The 18,407-nt window shown below is 64.6% G+C and carries 17 protein-coding genes and 5 pseudogenes; 11 read left to right on the top strand and 11 right to left on the bottom strand.

The window, feature by feature from the left end:
• Window positions 1-128, bottom strand: a pseudogene (locus MTDSW087_RS27895) (IS5 family transposase); the annotation flags it as partial.
• Between the two features lie 95 nt (window positions 129-223).
• Here MTDSW087_RS27895 and MTDSW087_RS27890 point away from each other — a divergent pair.
• The 6 genes and pseudogenes from MTDSW087_RS27890 to MTDSW087_RS27865 form a co-directional block, all read left to right on the top strand.
• Window positions 224-304 (top strand): annotated as a pseudogene (locus MTDSW087_RS27890) (LysR family transcriptional regulator); the annotation flags it as partial.
• Window positions 297-683, top strand: a pseudogene (locus MTDSW087_RS27885) (transposase); the annotation flags it as partial. The pseudogenes MTDSW087_RS27890 and MTDSW087_RS27885, both read left to right, overlap by 8 nt.
• Before the next feature lie 279 nt (window positions 684-962).
• Window positions 963-1,655, top strand: coding sequence for a hypothetical protein (locus tag MTDSW087_RS27880; protein ID WP_144768766.1), 693 nt, complete (start codon window positions 963-965; stop codon window positions 1,653-1,655).
• 334 nt (window positions 1,656-1,989) lie between these two features.
• Window positions 1,990-2,364: a VOC family protein gene (locus MTDSW087_RS27875; RefSeq protein ID WP_144768764.1), complete on the top strand. Its 375-nt coding sequence runs from the start codon at window positions 1,990-1,992 to the stop codon at window positions 2,362-2,364.
• 578 nt (window positions 2,365-2,942) lie between these two features.
• Window positions 2,943-3,392: a Ros/MucR family transcriptional regulator gene (locus MTDSW087_RS27870; RefSeq protein WP_144768762.1), complete on the top strand. Its 450-nt coding sequence runs from the start codon at window positions 2,943-2,945 to the stop codon at window positions 3,390-3,392.
• A 764-nt stretch (window positions 3,393-4,156) separates the two neighbouring features.
• Window positions 4,157-4,513 (top strand): helix-turn-helix transcriptional regulator, encoded by a 357-nt coding sequence (locus tag MTDSW087_RS27865; RefSeq protein ID WP_238179705.1) that lies wholly within the window; start codon window positions 4,157-4,159, stop codon window positions 4,511-4,513.
• A 48-nt stretch (window positions 4,514-4,561) separates the two neighbouring features.
• On the opposite strand, the gene MTDSW087_RS27860 is transcribed toward MTDSW087_RS27865, so the two are convergent.
• Window positions 4,562-5,218, bottom strand: a complete 657-nt coding sequence (locus MTDSW087_RS27860) for an SOS response-associated peptidase (protein WP_144768760.1) — start codon at window positions 5,216-5,218, stop codon at window positions 4,562-4,564.
• A 297-nt stretch (window positions 5,219-5,515) separates the two neighbouring features.
• A complete protein-coding gene (locus tag MTDSW087_RS27850) occupies window positions 5,516-5,725 on the bottom strand; it encodes a hypothetical protein (protein WP_144768756.1) in 210 nt (69 codons plus the stop codon).
• Between the two features lie 126 nt (window positions 5,726-5,851).
• Between MTDSW087_RS27850 and MTDSW087_RS27845 the strand changes: the two genes are divergently transcribed.
• From MTDSW087_RS27845 to MTDSW087_RS27835, 3 genes and pseudogenes are all read left to right on the top strand, one after another.
• Window positions 5,852-6,115, top strand: a complete 264-nt coding sequence (locus MTDSW087_RS27845) for a hypothetical protein (RefSeq protein ID WP_144768754.1) — start codon at window positions 5,852-5,854, stop codon at window positions 6,113-6,115.
• Window positions 6,112-6,606: a hypothetical protein gene (locus MTDSW087_RS27840; protein ID WP_144768752.1), complete on the top strand. Its 495-nt coding sequence runs from the start codon at window positions 6,112-6,114 to the stop codon at window positions 6,604-6,606. The genes MTDSW087_RS27845 and MTDSW087_RS27840 overlap by 4 nt, the downstream gene beginning before the upstream one ends.
• Before the next feature lie 1,577 nt (window positions 6,607-8,183).
• A pseudogene (locus MTDSW087_RS27835) lies at window positions 8,184-9,298 on the top strand (IS3 family transposase).
• A 186-nt stretch (window positions 9,299-9,484) separates the two neighbouring features.
• On the opposite strand, the gene MTDSW087_RS27830 reads toward MTDSW087_RS27835, so the two are convergent.
• From MTDSW087_RS27830 to MTDSW087_RS27820, 3 genes are all read right to left on the bottom strand, one after another.
• Entirely contained in the window at window positions 9,485-9,730 is a 246-nt protein-coding gene (locus MTDSW087_RS27830; RefSeq protein ID WP_144768750.1) for an Lrp/AsnC ligand binding domain-containing protein, read from the bottom strand.
• Window positions 9,731-9,844: 114 nt separating this feature from the next.
• Entirely contained in the window at window positions 9,845-10,813 is a 969-nt protein-coding gene (locus tag MTDSW087_RS27825) for a SphA family protein (protein ID WP_144768748.1), read from the bottom strand.
• Window positions 10,814-10,893: 80 nt separating this feature from the next.
• The gene (locus MTDSW087_RS27820) at window positions 10,894-11,358 is read right to left on the bottom strand and encodes a cupin domain-containing protein (RefSeq protein ID WP_144768746.1); all 465 of its coding nucleotides are present in this window, start codon (window positions 11,356-11,358) and stop codon (window positions 10,894-10,896) included.
• 216 nt (window positions 11,359-11,574) lie between these two features.
• On the opposite strand from MTDSW087_RS27820, the gene MTDSW087_RS27815 reads away from it, so the two are divergent.
• Window positions 11,575-12,606 (top strand): AraC family transcriptional regulator, encoded by a 1,032-nt coding sequence (locus tag MTDSW087_RS27815; RefSeq protein ID WP_144768745.1) that lies wholly within the window; start codon window positions 11,575-11,577, stop codon window positions 12,604-12,606.
• A 9-nt stretch (window positions 12,607-12,615) separates the two neighbouring features.
• Here MTDSW087_RS27815 and MTDSW087_RS27810 read toward each other — a convergent pair whose 3' ends face one another.
• From MTDSW087_RS27810 to MTDSW087_RS27790, 5 genes are all read right to left on the bottom strand, one after another.
• A complete protein-coding gene (locus MTDSW087_RS27810) occupies window positions 12,616-14,151 on the bottom strand; it encodes a flavin-containing monooxygenase (RefSeq protein WP_144768742.1) in 1,536 nt (511 codons plus the stop codon).
• Window positions 14,152-14,513: 362 nt separating this feature from the next.
• Window positions 14,514-15,356 carry an alpha/beta hydrolase gene (locus MTDSW087_RS27805; RefSeq protein ID WP_144768740.1) on the bottom strand — a complete coding sequence of 281 codons (843 nt, stop codon included), beginning with the start codon at window positions 15,354-15,356 and terminating at the stop codon, window positions 14,514-14,516.
• 4 nt (window positions 15,357-15,360) lie between these two features.
• A complete protein-coding gene (locus MTDSW087_RS27800; protein ID WP_144768738.1) occupies window positions 15,361-15,783 on the bottom strand; it encodes a RidA family protein in 423 nt (140 codons plus the stop codon).
• Window positions 15,780-16,274, bottom strand: coding sequence for an acyl-CoA thioesterase (locus tag MTDSW087_RS27795; RefSeq protein ID WP_144768736.1), 495 nt, complete (start codon window positions 16,272-16,274; stop codon window positions 15,780-15,782). Before MTDSW087_RS27795 ends, MTDSW087_RS27800 begins: the two co-directional genes overlap by 4 nt.
• Window positions 16,271-17,929, bottom strand: coding sequence for a benzoate-CoA ligase family protein (locus MTDSW087_RS27790; RefSeq protein ID WP_144768734.1), 1,659 nt, complete (start codon window positions 17,927-17,929; stop codon window positions 16,271-16,273). The genes MTDSW087_RS27795 and MTDSW087_RS27790 overlap by 4 nt, the downstream gene beginning before the upstream one ends.
• A gap of 210 nt (window positions 17,930-18,139) precedes the next feature.
• On the opposite strand from MTDSW087_RS27790, the pseudogene MTDSW087_RS27785 reads away from it, so the two are divergent.
• Window positions 18,140-18,407: pseudogene (locus tag MTDSW087_RS27785) on the top strand (bifunctional salicylyl-CoA 5-hydroxylase/oxidoreductase); the annotation flags it as partial.

Here is an 18,407-nt window from a genome sequence, read left to right as displayed (position 1 = left end):
GCCCCGTTCTGATGCCGCCAGAGGATCGCCGAGATCGTGCGCCGAACCTCCTGGGGCGGTGTCTTGGCCTTGGGCCGGCATTCCTCAATCAGAGGCTCCAACTCAGCCCACTGGGTGTCCGACAGCATTACGGCTCCTCGCTCGAAAAAGAGAAAACGCGAGCAGCCGCAATCCGTTCAGGCGACAACAGACCCTAGGCGCTGACTAACGTGGAAGGCACCTCGTGGAGCGCCGGCACCTCAGGTACTTCGTCGCGGTCGCCGAGGAGCTCCACTTCGGCCGGGCGGCCGACCGGCTCGGCATCGTGTGGCACCGCGCTATCGGATGGTCCCACGAACGGTAGGCGCTTCCGCAGCTACGTCACGGAGACCCTGATCCCGGTGCTGCAGCCGGGCGACATCGTCGTCAGGGATAACCTGCCAGCCCACAAGGTTGCGGGCGTGCAGGACGCGATCGAGGCCGCCGGAGCGCGGCTGCTCTACCTTCCGTCCTACAGCCCTGATTTCAACCCGATTGAGCAAGTGTTCGCAAAGCTGAAGGCGTTGCTGCGCAGCGCGGCCGCCCGCACGATCCCAGATCTCTGGGCAGCGATCCGTCAGGCCTTCACGCGCTTCACTCCGCAGGAGTGCCGCAACTACCTCGCCGCAGCTGGCTACGAGGACGACTTGGCCGTCGCCACCTGACCGGGAACTGCTCTAGCTTCAGAACGAGGGCAGGCCAGGGGGCAAGGTAAGCTTCACGCCAGCCGAATGCCGCCGCTATCTCGCCGCCGCAGGCTACGACGCATATGATCCAATCTGATCGGATGACGCTCTAGCTCGCGTACCGCGGCCAAATTGCCCAAAATTCTGCACTCAAAACGTGAAGCGCTGTGACATTTCTGTCGTTGCCATCTCGCGGCCTCGCAACAATAATAGATGAAATATATTCCCGAACCATCATGATTTTACGGCGAAGCATACATGATCATCTGGGGCAGTTATGTCATCCGTAAGGAGTTAAAATCAGGGCAATTTTATTGTCCGCAGTGTCAAACCGATCGCCAGTATATACACAAACTCCCTAGGCGCTGGGGGCATTTGTACTGGATACCATTGGTAGTGCTCGACACTCATGAGTCTTATGTTGAGTGCCAGACTTGCTCCAATGCATACCAAGAGCAGGCAATCGATCATGATCCACGACGCGAGCACGCGATAAAAATGGCAGCCATTGCCGCGATGGCAGGCCAAGTCATGATCCATGTTGCTCATTCTCGCGAGGCCGAACTTACTATTGGACAGATTGAGAAATTTACTTGCGGATTACTTGGTATTAAAAAACTACCGGAAGGGACAGAAGCTCAGCTTTCTACTTCAATTGATCGGAGTGGAATGCTGAATTTGGTTCGCGAGCGCGGTGACGAGTTGACCGCTCGGGGCAAGGAGTTAGTGCTGCGTGCGGCCCTCGGCGACGAGGCAATAGCTCCTTCCACGCAAACACTCGTTTTCGAAATCGGCGTGGCGATGGGATTGACCCCAGCGCACGTGAGCGGAATTTTAGCCGAACTCATACCTCCGCCGATCGCCAAAGAATTAGCGCCTCAGTCTAGGTGCCCAGCGGAAGAAACTGTTTTTGCGCCGTATAAGGCCCCCGCTGCGAGTGTATGGGACTAGTTGTCTAGATGTGAAACCTCCTTGGCGTCCGCGACGACGCGAAGGGCGCGCTTCATGACGCTGGGACTGGGCGGTGTGGTCCAAGCGGCTTACGGGCCGGATCCTCGATTTGCTTTGAGGGTCCGGCCCGCTGTTCAGGCTGCATGGAAAGTCGCTCACAGCTATGCCGTCCTCAATTCCTTGCTGCCCCTCAGCCATCCGTTGCCCGAACGGCTGGTTCAAACCACGGTCGTGAACGTCGGACAAGGACCGCATCAGAGCCGTGACGTGCGCCTCGTCTCGCCCCGGCGCCTGCCTGTACCTATCTCCTGCTGCCCCTTGCTGGAGAGGAACCATGTTCACTCACGTCATGATCGGCAGCAACGACCTGGAGCAGGCCAGGGGCTTCTACGACGCCACGTTCGCGGCATTGGGAGGCAGGCCTGGCAAGTTGGATGATAAGGGCAGGCTGATCTACAACCACGAGGGCGGTCGGCTGATGATCACGAAACCGATCGACGGTAATCGGGCGACCGCGGCCAACGGCGGGACGATCGGTATCGCCGCCGCGAGCCGCGACCATGTACTCGCATGGCACGAGGCCGGCACCACGCATGGGGGTACTGCGATCGAGAGCCCGCCTGCAGAACGCCCGAACGGTGCTTTCGTCGCCTATCTTCGCGATCCGGACGGCAACAAGCTTACTGCCCGAACTCGGCCGGCGAAGTGACGCAGGCTTGCTCCCCACGGCAAGCATTTCGCGCTGGCCGAACAGCTGGAGCTGGGCGGCGCATGAGGCAGCCCGCGTGGCTATGGCTGCGGATACGAGCGTGGCGGCTAAGGTCGTGGCTCCGGCGATTGGTGAGCCTGTAAGACGGCGGCTGACGCTGCGCGTGCCGTCGGCTGGGCTCGACGCCCACAAAGCCACTGGGCCGGGCTGGCAGACGTGTGTGGAGGCGCTGGCGCTCGGAGGCGTCGGGCTCGTTGACATCGTCTGATCCTTCACCGCCTCACGTCAGCGCCGCCAGCGCGGGCCCCTACGCCCCTTGCGAAGGCTTAAGCCAGGCCTCTCAGCACATCGCCCGGCGTCAGGTCCAGGCGCTCACCGTACGGATCTGGCCAGCGGCGCAAACTACCAAATGCGGCGCATCGCGCCCTCCAGTCTCATGCCTGATCTGCACTGAGCGAGGTCAGTTTATAGGCAATCGCGCATAGTTTTGACGGTCCGGCCTCTTGATTTCTGATAGGGCCTGACTGATTTACCGCGCCGAGGGGAATTTTGATTCGATAACAGAAACACTGGAAATCATGTCCAAACAAACACCTGAATTCATTGAGCTTGCTGGCGATATCGTCGCGGCCTACGTCTCCAACAACCCGGTTCCCGCCAGCGACCTCCCGACCCTGATCGCGAGCATCCACGCCGCGCTGACCGGCATCGCCTCTGGCGCGACGGCTGCGCCAGCGGTCGAGGAGGTCGAGAAGCCGACGCCTGCCCAGATCCGGAAGAGCATCACACCGGACGGGCTGATCAGCTTCATCGACGGTAAGTCCTACAAGACGCTGAAGCGGCACCTGACCGCGCAGGGCCTCGAGCCGCGGGCCTATCGCGAGCGCTTCGGCCTGCCGGCCGACTACCCGATGGTGGCGCCGAATTACGCGGCCCAGCGCTCTGCGCTCGCCAAGCAGATCGGCCTCGGCCGCCCCGGGGCTCAGATTGAGCGCGGTCAGGCTGAGGGGCGCCGGAAGGCTGCCTGACGCGCCACGCGTACTTGCTACAGACTTCGATGGGCCCTGGACCGTGCGAGCGGCCAGGGCCCTTTCTGCTGACCGGAGTCAGCGGCCCCGCGGTGTTTGATTGATCGTCCAGAGATCAATCCGATGTCACCCTGCGCATTGATTAGGGCAGATTCGGCGCGGAAAGGTCGGAAAGGCAATTAAATTTAAGATCTGGCCGGCCTGCAGTTCAAAACTTGCACAATCCGGCTATTGGCATCATCCGGCTTTATTTGGTACGACATCGACCCATCGCGGGAGGTGTCTTCCGGACTGTCCGCTGATAGGGTAATGATAGCGTTGCGGCCTTTGAGGTCGAACTCGGCGCGAACCATCACCAAGCGTCCAGCCTTTAAGCCAACTCGCGAATGTATCTTGGCAGCAAATTCGGTTCTGGCTGCGCCAAGAAAAACTTTGCCTCCCGGCACATCGACTTCCAGTGGCGAACTCGCGCCCGACTCTTTCTTGGAAAGCCGACGACAATCGCTATTTTGGCAAATCAGTTTAGCATCTGTGTCGCAAGCAACTTTTCCAAAATAATTATCGACAGCCCTCATCTCTTCTGGTGTGCTTTGAGCGAATGACGGCATAACGCTCAGTGTCATAGTGGAAGCAATGAAAGCGACCTTAAGATGAGATGTCATATGCACCCCTGAGAAACGCGCGAGTTCGCAACCCTCTTCAGCGCGGGAAGAACGGCTTGCGCGCCCAAGGATCTTGAAAGCTCGATTGCCCGCATCCCTCAAGTGAGGGGTGGCTTCTTCGTCGGGCTGACTGCGATCCTGCATCTGGTGCCTGTGGTCGGAGCCGCGCGGGACGTCTTCGCGCGCACGGCCTGCCTCGTCGTCTTCACAATTGCCGACGCGGATCGCCTGCCGAGTGCGCGGCTCGTGCAGGGCCTGTTCGATCTGACCCCGGCAGAGGCGCGGGTCGCCCGTGACATCGCGCGAGGATGCGGCGTGCCGGAGGCCGCAGCGCAAGCCGGCGTCACGGAGCACACGATCCGGGCCCAACTGAGAGCCATCTATCTCAAGACCGGCACCTCAAAGCAGGCGGAGCTTGCCGCGTTGCTCAACGGGATGAGCGCGCTTCGGCTTCCGTGATGCTGTTCGTCGACCTGCGCCAATCGGCTTTGTCTGCGCCACCCTCGATCAGTCACCATCATGGCGAGCACCGCGCGCGACGACGCTCAGCTTACCATCCGGCAGGGGGCGCTGTAGCGCCTTCGCATCCGACCAGGGTGCCGACAGCCATACCTCTCGCTCCTCCTCCGTCGTCAGGATGACCGGCATCGCCTTTGGATGGACCGCACCGACCTCGGCGTTCGGCTCCGTCGTCAGGAAGGCGTAGAGGTCGTCGGTCGTCTCGCCGTCCTTGACCTTGCGCACCGAGGTCCAGCCCTCCGTCAGGATGCCGGCAAAGCAGGTGAGCGGTCTGTCCTCCGCCAGGGCGAACCAGACCGGCGGATGTGAGCAGTCCGGCAGGGCCTCGTTCTCGGAGAAGCTCGTGAACAGCACGAGGCAGCGGTGCTCCGGCCCGAGCCAGCGCCGCCAGTGCGGCGAGGCCGTGTTGCGCACGTTGGTGACGCCGGGATCGACCTTCCGGCCCTTCAGGACGAAGGCTGGCGAGGGCATGCCCCAGCGCATCATCGACAGCCTGCGCTCGCCCTCCCGCATGCGGACGACAGGTGCTGCCGTGTTCGGGAAGATGCCCGGCAGCGGCGGCAGATTGCCGGCATCGTCACGTCGGATGCCGAAGGCATCGCGGATCTCGGCCTGCGGACGGATGAGGCTGTAGAGGTTGCACATGCCGCCATGCTCGCCGAGGGCGCGAGCCGGCTCAAGTGCGGGACGGCAGCGCTCCAGACCGTGCGGTGTCGTCCGTGTCGACCTGGGCCCGACACGCCCGGCCGTATTGGTTCGGCTGCCGGGCGCCGACCTCATACTGATACCGGCAAGTCTGGGTCAGCCGCACGTAGACCTCATAGAGGGAGGCATGCTCGCCGAAACGCTGCCTCAGCCTGTCAAGGCAGTATGAGCCCAACCGGCGGCAGGGGCTGCAGGAGATGATCAGGCGCCGGCTCCGGATATCGCACAGCCGCTCCATCAGGAACGCGGCGCGCCCGCGCGGATGTAGCCGCGCGAGATCAGCCGGTCGCGGCGCAGCGTGCGGCGCTCAGCTTCGGCCAGATCGGTCAGCGCGTCCTCGACCGCCTGCACCAGCGCCGCCCAGGCATCGCCTTGCGCGGCTACCCGATAGGCGAGGGCGATCCGCTCGGCCTCGGACGGCCGAACTTCCTGGGGCTGCCCGTGCATTCCTGCGCCGCTCCGTGCTAGAACGGAAAGAGAACAAGCAGGCGGCGCGGCCCGGGTCAACGCAGGAGATCGTGCCTGTGGAAACCGTGGATAACGACCGTTCGGGCCTTGGTGCGGAGAACCGGGATGACGGCCGTGCGACGCGTGGGCAGCTACCTGCAGGTGCAGGACGGCGATGGCTGCCGGCATCTGCTGCGCGTGACGAGCGTCCAAGCCCTCAGCGATACAGACCCGCTGCGCAATGAGACCTTCATCACCGCCGCCGGGCGCACGATCCGGGTGCCGCAGGCGCTCGACAGCATCGTGGGGTTGATCGCGCCAGGCGAGCGGCTCGAGGCGGAGGCTGAGGACGAGCCGCGCGAGGCAACCGCCGCTCAGTGGCCGTTTTGAGCTCGGATCAGGCTGCCGATCCTGGCGAAGTGCGGCGCGCCGCCGCCGCATTCTACCTAAGGGATCGCACGCTGGAGGAGGCGCTAGCGGCGTGGCGCCAGGATTACGATGCGCCAACCTTCCGGCAGCGCCGGATGCTTCTGGCGCGGCTCGGGACGATGATCCGGCGGCTCGCCGCTGAGGCTGAGACGCTGCCCCGCCGCCTGGGCCAGCCCCTTGCCCAGGCCAGAAGTCCGTGTCCTATTGGCCCCGACTACACGCCTAAGTTGAGGTCCATGGGCCGTCTTCTCACTCTTCCACTGTTCACGGCGATCTTCGTGGCGCCCATCGGCTTGGCGGTAATGATGATTTGGCCGGCGATGCGAGGGACCGGCAGCATCGTCGTCGAACCGGCGGACCTCTCTGCCATGGCCTTCCTAACCCTGGGGCTGAGCGGGGTCGCCGCGACCCTGGCCATGGGTCATGCGCCAAAGTCCCGCAGGCTGCGGTAGCGCGTCTCAGTATCAGTTGGGGATGCCGTAATCGGACACGCGCGTGTAAGGCCCGCCCCATGGTTCGCATGGTTCTTGCCGCGGTTGGGGCAGCCTTATTCATCGCAGCCTTGGCGGTGGGCGGAATGGGTCTACGACCCTGGCTTCTGTTAGAAGACGTACAGGCGTCCCACAGGCACGCGCAGCCCTAGCCGCCCCGGCGGCGCATAAACGGGTTGCGAACCAATTGCATGCAATGCCGGCGCCCGTTGAGTACTCATGACACCAGGCGGCCATGGTTCGCGCGCTTCTCATTGCCTTGGTCGCCGTGGGCTTGGTCGGTACGATGATCGGAGCAGGCCTCATGCTCCGACAGTCGCTCGGGCAAGGTGAAGCAGACCCGTTACTCGTCGCCGGTCGCCAGTAGTGTCGGCAAACCGGCGACCCAGGGCCGCTGAGCGCAGACGTCCCGCCGCCATCGTCGGCCTGATCGCGTCTGGAGGCGAAGAAGCACCGCGCGGTGGCTACCGGCGGGGCTGAAGGGTCGAGCGAGGCGAGATCACGCGTAGGGCGGATAGCACCACGGCAGTGGCTGCCTAGCCGATGGCCACGATCCAGTCGCCTCAGGGCAGCACGACGGCAGTAGGCGCGGCCGGGGCCGTCACGACCTCGGCGGCGAAGGCCGCGAGCGGGACGACGCTGGAGACGCTGGCGCAGGCGAGCGCCAGCGCCGCGAGAAAAGCCTTGCGGGGTCGCCGGCCTTTGCGGAAACATCACGAGGGTACGGCTGCCGTTCACCGCAACCGTCGGGGCGGCGGGCGAGGGAGTGGCCGGGACGGCGGGCGCGGCGATCTCGGCGGAGTCCGCCGCCTTCGGCTTCTGCACCGCGAGCCGGGGGCGCTGGACACCCGCGACGGTGCCGACGACCGGTCCGAGCCGTATCCGGGCCAGGTCGGCCAGGAGCTCCTCGGCCGCCGTCGGTTGCCGCGGGCAATGCAGGACGCGTAGCGAGACCGCGAGCGGCCCGCGCAGCGCGCCACGTCCCAGCTCGGCGCGCTCGAGGCCGTCGATCCATTGCCACCCGTAGGCGCACCGCTCGCTCACGGCGACGCCCAGGGGGCCGTAGGCGTTGTGCACGGGCCGGCGCACGATGCGGTAGGGACCGCTGTCCTACAGGCTGTAGACCACTCGGATGGGAACTACGAAAACGTGCTACACTGATGCTACGAGCTGATGGGAAAACACTTGGATTTTCAGCGTTCTGAGTGACCCTACACAGAATCCCGCAGGGCGCGCCACAGCACCTCTGAGCTGTTGCGCGAGCTGAAATTCCTCATCGATCAGTGCCTTAAGCAGCCGCCGGTCCTGCAAACCGGTGATGCAAAACGCTATGGCACGCATGACGTACCGCACCAAGGATCGGCACGGGACCCATTACTTCCGCCGCGCCATCTCGGCTGACTTGCGTCCCTTCATGCCAGCCCCCCGGACGGGGAAGGCTAACTGGATCAAGAGTCTCGGCACCAAGGAAGTGACCTGACCGGCTGGCTTTGGACCGAGCTGATTGAGAGGATCAGCCAGGGCCAGAGGAGTCGGGCATGCGGCGAGGCCAGAAGACGAGCGGTGAGCAGGTGGTGCTGAAGCTGTGCCGGATTGAGGTGCAGACGGCGCAGGGCAAGAGCTTAGCGCTGGCGTGCAAGGAGGCAGAGATCTCCGAGCAAAGCTACTACCGCTGGCGCAAAGAGTACGGCGGCCTTCAAGGCGATCAGGCGCGGAAGATGAAGGATCTGGGGCGCGAGAACGCTCGGTTGCGGCGGCTTGTGGCCGACCTGTCCTTGGAGAAGCAGGTGTTGGCGGACGTCGCGGCGGGAAACTTGTAGCCCCCGAGCGACGCCGGCAGGCGGTTGACGGCATCCGAGAGAAGTACGGCCTCTCGGAACGTCACGCCTGCCGGATCGTCGGCCAGCACCGGGGCACGCAGCGCTACGTGCCGACCGTGTTGGCCGACGAGGATGGGCTGACCCGCGCCATCATCGCCCTGGCATCCGAGTACGGGCGCTATGGCTACCGCCGCGTCACCGCCCTGCTGCAGGCAGCGGGCTGGCAGGTGGGCAAAGATCGGGTTCAACGTATCTGGCGTCGTGAGGGGCTGGAGGTCCCCCAGAAGCACCGCCCGCGCAGCCGCCTCTGGCTGAACGACGGGTCCTGCGTGCGCCTACGGCCGCTCCGCCGCAATCACGTCTGGAGCTTCGACTTCGTGCAGGCTCAGACCCACGACGGGCGGAGCTTGCGCATCCTGACGCTGATCGACGAGCACAGCCGGGCCTGCCTCGCGCTGAAGGTGGCCCGGCGCATCAACAGCCTGGGCGTGATCGAGGCGCTGGCCGACGCGATGTGCCTGCACGGCATCCCGGAACACATCCGTTGCGACAATGGTCCGGAGATGATCGCGAAGGCATTGCGCAAGTGGGTCGTCAAGGCTGGCTGCCAGATCCACGACATTGCCCCAGGATCGCCGTGGGAGAACGGCGACTCACGAGCGCGTCAACGGCCAGCTTAAGGACGAGTGCCTGGAACAGGAGATCTTCTACTCGCTGAAGGAGGCGCAGGCCGTAATCGGTCTCTGGCAAAACACCTGCAACCGCGTCCGGCCGCGCCTGTCAGCTTCCCGGATATGGCCTTCCGGCTACCCATGGCAGCGGCCATGCAGTAGCCTCTCTATCAGCTCGGTCCAAAATACCGGTCAGGTCACTTCACGAAGAAAAATTCTGGCAGATTAGAGCGTGCTCCGCCGAAGTGGACACCGGTTCGGCGAAAGAGAGCGCGTCGAAACAAGGACTTAGAGCCGATCTCGATTGCAACGCGATCGAGATCGGCTCTAAGTCGTGACACTCACTCCTCAGTGAAACGCCTTGAACGCGATGATCGTTTCGGAGTCCTTCACGCCTTTCAGCCGTAACAAGAAGTCATTCACGAACAGGCCGATATCGACATCGTTGTCGACGTGGAACTTGGCCAGGATGTCGAAACGACCGGCTGTCGAGTAGATCTCCGAGGCGATCTCCATCGCCGAGAGGGCATCAGAGACGGTGTAAGTCTGTCCGATCTCGCATTTGATTTGGACGAAGAACGTCTTCCTGCCGATCTCTCATGCCGCTAGAATGCGTTGCCGCGGCGTCTTGAGACGCCGCGGCAACTGTCACGATCAAGCCAACTGAGCGCCTGGTTGCGCTCCGGCGCATTCTGCCGGGCCTTGCCCTCAGTTGAAATGCCCGACCCAGCGGACCGTATAACGTTGGCCCTCTGGGCGGTTGCGGGCGCCGAATTCGTAGAAGGCGTTGAAGAACAGGAAGTTGTCCTTGTTCACGGCCAGCAGGGCGCCGGGGCCGAGAGCGTAGACACGCTCGCGTCGCCCCGGAACGGCGATGCCGTTGGCGAGGGTATCGCTGATCTGCTGGAGCCAATAGCCGTTGACGCCGAGCTTCAACTCCTTGGTCACGCTGAATTCGGTGGCGAAGTTGGCATGGAGCGCCTGTCCGGCCTGCGTCGACAGGACGGTTGGCCCGAAGCCGATGTTCGGCCGGTCGTTTGTCGCGTTCCAGAGGTAATGGAAGCGTGCCGAAACCGTCCAATCCGGTGTCAGGAACAACGTGCCTGCCACGTAGGGATTGAAGGAGAAAAAGTTCGAGCCTGGATTGACCGCTGCGGTCGGATCGTACTTGCCGGTCGGCAGGATCATCTGCGCCTCTACACGACCCAGGAAAACCGGCCCCTTCTCGCCCATGATCGGATCGAACTGGATGAAAGGGCCGATCAAGATGTCGCCGATGCCCTGCTGCGCCTTCAGGGCCGCACCGTTGAGGCCGTCATCTGCGCTCGAGGCGGGGATTGCCGGGACGATGAGGTCGAGGCCCAGCGCACCGGGGCCGATCTTGATCGGCGACACGTAGAGCAACTGCGTCAGGCTGGCGAAGACCGTGATGTCCTGCTTGGGCAGACCGAGGCTGCGGCCGCGAGTATCCGTGAGGCGGCCGGCGGAATAGACTTGAAGATACTGCGTCGGATACCAGCCCGGCCCCGACGGCGGCGCGCCGTCGAGGAAGCTGGTAAAACCAAGATTCACGTTCGGTAGATCGTAGGCCGCGGCAGGCCCTGAGAGGGCGAGCGCTGCGGTGAGGGCGAGCGACGCCCGCTTCGCAAAAGACCGGGCACGCCCCGGCAACCCCATTCCCCGTCTCGTCATGATGCCCCCTCGCGCAAGTTGAAGGGCGGCCCTACCCCTTGGCCGGGCCGCGATGAGTTGACAGATCAGGCTCCCGGCACCGCGCCCGGCGGCAGGAAGTCGACCTCGCAGGTCGCAGAGCGGCGCACGACTTCTTCCGGGTCGGTGAGGTTGTGAAGGAGGTCGAACAGCTCCTTGAGCTTGCGACCTGGACTCACCCAGAAGATCGCCCGGTTAGGCTTGTCAGTCTTATTGTAATAGGCGTGCGGCTTGCCCGCAGGCATGCAGACGAGATCACCTGCCTTCGCTTGCAACCATTGCCCGTCTAGGTAGAGGTCGAACATGCCTTCGAGGACGTAGATAAACTCGTCCTGCATCGGATGAATGTGCGGCGGGACGAACGTTCCCGGCGGATCGAACGTTTCGAAAGAGAAGGCGCTGTCGCAATTGGCCTTGAAATAGTAGGTATGACCAAGAACATTCCATACTTTTCCGTCGACGCCTTCCCCCGCCCTTGTGATTCCGGCGGGGAGGGGACCAATGTTGCTCATGATTTCCTCACTTTGGTGAATCTTGCGGCACAAAGATAAATTATATTGTGAGCTTATAAACACGAATACTCTAGCGGAGCCCCAAGGCTGCTATCCATTTGACGTCTGCGCTATCCATTTCACGCAGGAAACGGAACTCGGCACGCGACGGGGCCTTGTGTAGGTTTTGTAGCAACAGGCATTCTTGCGTCTCGGGCCTGGACGACCGATTGGGCCATGGAAGACGAGAAGCCACGCGAGCCGCACGATCCTGTCGCCGCTGCCCTGCCGCTGGCGCGCTACACGCTCGTCGATACGCGCGATCCCGAGTTGTCACGTGAACAGATCGGGCGGATCTTCTGTCCTCACGACCTAAATCCCGTCGGTCCCGGTGCGGCCGCCCTGTTCGAGGCCCGGCACCACTCGGCGGCGTTCGGCGGGCTGACGTTGAACTTCGTATCGTACGGGGCTCAGGTGGAGATCGATCCCGGCTGCCTCGACCGGTTCTTCCTGCTCCAGGTGCCGCTCGCCGGGTCCGCCCTTGTCCGGAACGGGCCTTACGAGACCCTCGCGAATGTCGACCGCGCCACCCTGCTCTCGCCCGCCTTCCCGACGCGGATGGTTTGGGACGCGGGCTGCGAGAAGCTCATCGTGCTCGTGCCGCGTGGGCTTCTGGAAGAGCACGTCATCCGGGTGCTCGACCGGATTCCCCGCCCGTTCGAGTTCGATCCGGCCATCGATCTGCGGCGTCCGAGGGGGGCCGCCATCCGCTCCCAAGTCACGCTGTTGCAGCATCTCGCCGAGAGCCGCGACCGGCCGTCTGCGGGCACTGATGTGTTCGAGCGGGAACTGGCCTCGGCCTTCGTCACCCTGCTCGTCGGGCACATGCTCGAACGAGATGGCGAGACGTCGCTGTCGCAATCCCAGCGCGTCTCGGTGGCGCCCGCGCATGTCCGGCGGGCGGAGGAGTACATTCGGGCCCATCTCGATTCCGCTCTGACCTTGCCGCATCTCGCCGAGAAGTCCGGAAGCAGCATGCGCTCGCTTCAGGAGGGCTTCCGGCAGTTCCGTGAGAGCACGATTTCCGACTTCATCCTGGCCCAGCGGCTCGACCGTTGGCGGGCGCTGATCCTCGCCTCCGATGCGGATGCCAAGGTGGGTGACCTCGCCCTGTGCGTCGGGCTCAACCATCTCGGCCGGGCGGCAGCGGCGTATCGCGACCGCTTTGGCGAAGCGCCCTCGCAAACGCTTCGCCGCCGCCGCCGTTGAGGGACCGTTTCAGGCCGCGCGCGGCGTCTCCACGGCCTTGAAGCTCGCGGGACGGGGAGCGGCCTCTGCCCGGTAGGCCGGCGCGCGGGCGAGGAGGTCCGCGTAGACGGGCGGGCGGAGCGGCGCGAACAGCGCGGTGAGGGGGTTTGCCTCGCGGGTCGGCACGCCGATATCGGCCAGCAGGCTTGCGAAGTGGTGGTTGTGGTAGGGGGCGATGCAGAGCCCGCCATAGCCCTTTGCGGAGGGCCGTTCGGTCTGCCGCCAGTTCCGAAGGCGAGCGATCTCGTGCTCCATCTCCGCGCGGTTCGGCTGATGGGCGAGTTGACCGTCCATGAAGCGCACCAGCCAGTTCGCGCCGAGTTCGGCGGACAGGTTGGTGGCGAAGCTCGAATTGAAGCCGACGAAACCGAGATCGGGCAGGTCGGGGTTCACCACCCAGCGGTAGAGCCGGTACTGGCCGTCCGCATCAATGAGCTTGGCGCGGTCGGCGCCGTCGAGCACCGGCACGTCCTGGCGCCAGCCGGTGGCCATGACCACCAGATCGGCCGGGACCTTCTGGCCCGTGGTGAGGACGGCTTGCGACCCCTCGTAGGAGGCGATGGTGCCTTGGATCGCAGTGATCTTGCCCTCGGTCACCAGCTTGTAGAAGCCCGGTGTCTCCACCGCGAGGTTGCAGTGGATGTCGTCCTCGATCCGGGTCTTGGGCCGGAGCCCGTTCTTGTTGAGCTTGAACTGACGCGTCAGCAGCGTCTCCAGCGCGCGCCAGTTCGCCCAAATGAGCGGGGTGGCGAGCTTCTGCGCGATCCGGCGCAGCGGGCCCGCATTGTAGGGCAGGAACATCGACTCCGCCGCGCGGCAGTAGAGGATCCGCTTGAAGTTGATCAGGCCGCCGAAGAAATACGGGATCTTCCAGGTCGGCTCCAGGAAGACTAGCGTCACGGCGCTCGCCCCATGCTTCACGGCGCTGACGGCGACGTCGGTGGCGGATTTCGAGTAGCCGAGTACCACGATCCGCTTGCCGCGCACCGATTCGGCGTCGTTATGCTCACACGAATGCAGGATCGTCCCGCCTGCCGCCCGGAAAGCGTCGGCGCCGGGATGGGCGGGCTTATTCATGTGGCTGAACTGGCCGGTGCAGATGGCGACGAAGTCGTAGGTCTTCGTATTCGCCGCCCCGTCCTGACCTTTCGTCGTCACGTCCCAGCCCAGACCGGTGCGCTTCTTCAGCTCCGTCACCGACTGGCCGTAGCGAATGAGCGGGACGAGGCCGAACCGCTCGGCATAGCTCCGAAGATAAGAAAAGACCTGCCCGCCCGACGGCCATTCCGGATAGTCCGTCGGCATAGGGGCTTCGCTGAAGGCGTAGATGTCCTTGGGCGTCTGAGTCTTCACGTTGGGATAGGAGCGGGAGGGCTCCCACACGCCGCCGAGATCCGGGCCGCGCTCCAGCACTGTGACGTGGTGCCCGCGTTCGCGGAACGCCTTGGCGGCGGCGAGGCCGCTGATGCCCGAGCCGATGACGCACACATTGCGCTGCGTGATCATGATGCTGTCTCCCTCACGGGCGCCTCGTTCGAAGCGCGTCTTCCATGCAGGAAATCTCACGTCAGCCGCCTTGGCGATCTATCCCGAACACGATCCAAATATCCATATCGCGCATCAATGCGACGAAGATTTCGGAAAACTCTGAGATATCGAGGCATCTATCCTGTTGCCGCGATGTTGCACCACAAAAACAGAGTTCGCATGTGCAATATATTGAGCAGATTGCTCGCGGGGCGGGCAGGTCCTGCCTGTGAAACGGGCCCCGCGAAAAACGGGCGCGAAACGCCGGAAGCCCGGCCTTCATGAGGGCCGGGCTTCCGGTGTCGCGTCCGATTCGGCTGATGAGCGAGGGTACGCTGCGCTCAGCAGGCGGCGGCGACGGCTTTGGCCAGCGGGCCATTCGGTTCGCGCAAGGATAGGGCTATGTCGAAGTGGTTGTAGTTCGGCATCGCGATGGCACGCCCCGCGTGACCGGCAGATGTCCAGGCTTCGAGATAGGTCGCGGTCTGCCCCTTGAAGGCGTCGCTCTCCAGGCCGCCGACGGAGGCCTGGAGTTGCGCCTTCGACCGCGCGGGAATCAGGTTCAGCGGACTGTTGCGCCGGGCTGCCTCAATATCGAGGTTCATCCAGCCGTTGATGTGGGTGTGGATCAGCGGCTCGAGATCCATCGGCCCCGAGAGCAGCAGCGCCGAGGCGATGATATCCTCGGGCAGGCCGAAGTCTTGCTGCCATCCCTTGGCGAGCAGCATCCCGCCGAGATGCCCCCCGGCCGAGGAGCCGCCGATGTGGATGCGGCGGCTCGAGAGACCGAAGCGGGTTGCGTTGGCGTGGAGCCACGCCAGGGCCGCACGGGTCTGGCGTACGATCTCGTCGAGATGGACCGCCGGGGCGAGGGAATAGTTCAGCACCGCTACCGAGATGCCCTGCGGCACCAGCCCAAGGGCAGGGAAGGCGTTGTCGTCCTTCGACAGGGCGCGCCAGTATCCGCCGTGGATCCAGAGGAACAGGGGGCTGCCCGGTCCGGCCGGGTAGAGGTCGAGAGTCTCGCCGGAGGCAGGGTCGTAAGCGAGGTCGGCCACCCGCTCCAGGCGCGATTGCGCCTCGCCACTCGCCGCGACGTAGCGAGCATACTCGGCCTCGAAACTCGGGACGCTCGCCCGGGCATTGTACTCGCGGTCTAGCCTGTCGCGGTCGGCGGGTGTCATCGACCTAGTCCGGAATCACGGCGGTGGCCTCGATCTCGACGAGCGCGGGCGGCTCGACCAGACGGACGACCTGGACCAGGGCCATGGCCGGGAAATGCTGGCCGAACACGTCGCGATAGACCCCGCCGAGGTCGCGCCGGGCGTCGAGATAGGCGTCCATGTCGGTGACGTACCATGTCAGCCGCACGAGATGGTGCGGTTCGGCGCCCGCCTCGGCCAGGATCGCACGGATGTTGCGGAGCGCCTGATGGACTCGGGCGACGAAGCCCTCGGGGAAGCGCTCGTGCTCGTCCCAGCCGACGACACCGCCGGTGACGACGAGGCGCCCCGAGGCGGCTATGCCGTTGGCGTAGCCGCGCGGCGTGGGCCAGCCGGAGGGCTGGAGCACGGCGGTGGGCCGGCTCGCGGTCTCGAACATGGCGTTCATCGGAGGTCTCCGGTTCCGGGAGGATGGGGCTGCGCAGCGCGGTAGCGTTCGGCTGTCGCACGCAGGTCGTCGGGAAGGGGAATCGCGCAGCGCGTTTCGAGCGATGTGGTCACGATGACGAGGCAGGCAGCGAACACTGGCGCCTCGCCGCGATAAGCCGTCAGCGCCAGAGCAAGGGAGCCGCCGCCGATGCGCTCGATGCGCACGAACACGTGGAGCCGATCGTCCCAGAAGCCGGGGCTGACGTAATCCGCCTCCGCATGGGCGTAGCCGAGACCGATGCCGCGCGCTTGATGGAAGCCTCGGTAATCGAGACCGAGCGCCTCGCCGAACCCGTCCTCGACCACGCCGTTCATCAGGTCGAACCAGCGCGGGAAGTAGACGATCCCGGCCGGGTCGCAATGCGAAAAGCGAACACGCACCAGGGCGTGGAATAGCCCGGCCTGCGCCGCCCGCGCGGGAGGGCCGGATCGGGGCAGGGCGGTGCTCATGCCGAGGCTGCCAGAACTTGCGGCGCGGCCTCGGCCGGGTGACGGCGTAACGCGAAACGCTGAATCTTGCCGGAAGCGGTCTTCGGCAGGCTCTCGACGAACTCGATGGCGCGCGGATACTTGTAAGGTGCGATCTCGGCCTTCACGAAATCCTGGAGCGCCTTGGCGAGAACAGAATCAGCCGCCACGCCGGGCGCAGGGACGACATAGGCCTTCACGATGGTGCCGCGGTCGGGATCGGGCGCACCGACCACGCCGCATTCGAGCACGTCAGGGTGGCGCAGGAGCGCCGCCTCCACCTTAGGCCCGGAGATATTGTAGCCGGAGGAGACGATCATGTCGTCGCAGCGGGCCTGGTACCAGAAGTACCCGTCCTCATCCATGACGTAGCTGTCGCCGGGGTAATTCCAGCCATCCTTGACGTAGGTGGTCTGGCGCGAATCGGCGAGGTAGCGGCAGCCGGTCGGCCCGCGCACGGCGAGGCGCCCAACCGTGCCGGGCGGAACCTCCTGCCCGGCGTCGTCGACGACGCGGGCCTCGTAGCCCGGCACCGGGCGACCGGTCGCGCCGGGGCGTACCTCGTCCTCCGGCGAAGCGAGATAGATGTGCAGCATCTCAGTGCCGCCGATCCCGTCGAGGAGGGTCAGGCCGGTCGCGGCCTTCCAGTTGTCGAAGGTTGCACGGTTCAGGGATTCGCCCGCCGAAATGCAGCGGCGCAGCGACGAGAGATCGTAGGCCGCAAGCTTGGACAACATCGCCCGGTAGGCGGTGGGTGCGGTGAAGCAGACGGTGGCCCGATCGCGCCCGATCGCCTGAGCCAGTTCGTCCGGCCCCGCCTTCTCCAGGACCACCGCCGATCCGCCCACCCGCATCGGGAACAGGATGATCGCGAGGCCGAAGGTGAAGGCGAAGGGGGCCGAGCCTATGAAGCGGTCCGCCGGCCCGGCGCGCACCACGTGCCGGGCATAGGTGTCGCAGATTGCGAGCATATCGCGATGGAAATGCATCGCCCCCTTGGGCTCGCCGGTCGTGCCCGAGGTGAAGGCGATCAGGCAGACGTCGTCGGCGGCCGTGTCGGCGGCGGTGAAGGCCGGGCTCTCGGCAGCCATCAGGGCTTCGAGCGAATCCGGGCCGCTCCCGCCCCAATAGACAACGCGCTCGAGCCCCGGCGCATGAGCGCGTGCCGCTTCCATCTCTTCGGCGAGGCGATAATCGCACAGCGCGATGGCGATGCGCGCCTTGTTCACCGGATAGGCGATCTCACGGGCCCGCAGCAGCGGCATGGTGGCGACCACGATGCCGCCCGCCTTGATCACCGCGAGGTAGGTCGCCACCATCATCGGCGTGTTGCCCGAGCGCAGGAGCACCCGGTTGCCGGGACGCAACCCGAGACGGTTCACCAGGACGTTGGCGATGCGGTTCACCCGCTCGAACAGTTGCCGGTAGGTCAGCGATTCGTGTTCACCGATCAGGCAGAGCGCGTGACCGTGCCCCTGCGCGATCCAGCGGTCCAGGAAATGCGTGACGCAGTTCAAGCGGCGCGAGTAGCGGAGTTCCGGCAGGGCAAAGATCAGCTCCGGCCAGGATCCGCGCGGCGGGAGGTGGTCGCGGGCGAAGGTGTCGACGGCGATGTCAGACTCGGACGGTGCATCCACGGTGAGGCCTCGCGTTCGAGATCGGACCGGCGCGACAGGCTGGGTCCGCCGGAATGATTTAGACTTAAATCATCTTGCCGCTTGCTGCAATGTGCTTTAAGCCTGAAGCATATAGCGGGCCGAACGCATCCGCCGCAGGCTCAGGAGGGTGCGACGGGTGAGGTTGCCACTGGACGCACGGATCGTGATCGGACGCGCCGCATCGCTGTGGTGGGCGCCGGGCCGGCGGGTCTCTACCTGTCGATCCTCGTCAAGAAGCGTTTCCCGAACGCCGAGATTACCGTCTACGACCGAAACCGCCCCGACGACACCTTCGGCTTCGGCGTGGTGTTCTCCGATGCCACCCTCGACATCTTCGAGCGCTACGATCCCGAGAGTGACGCCCGCATCACCCAGGAATTCGCCTACTGGGACGACATCGCCATCCACGTGAAGGACGAGGTCCACCGCATCGGCGGCAACGGCTTCTGCGGCTGCG

The organism is Methylobacterium dankookense, from assembly GCF_902141855.1.
Classification (GTDB): Bacteria; Pseudomonadota; Alphaproteobacteria; order Rhizobiales; family Beijerinckiaceae; genus Methylobacterium; species Methylobacterium dankookense.
This window is presented reverse-complemented; position numbering and strand designations above follow the sequence as displayed.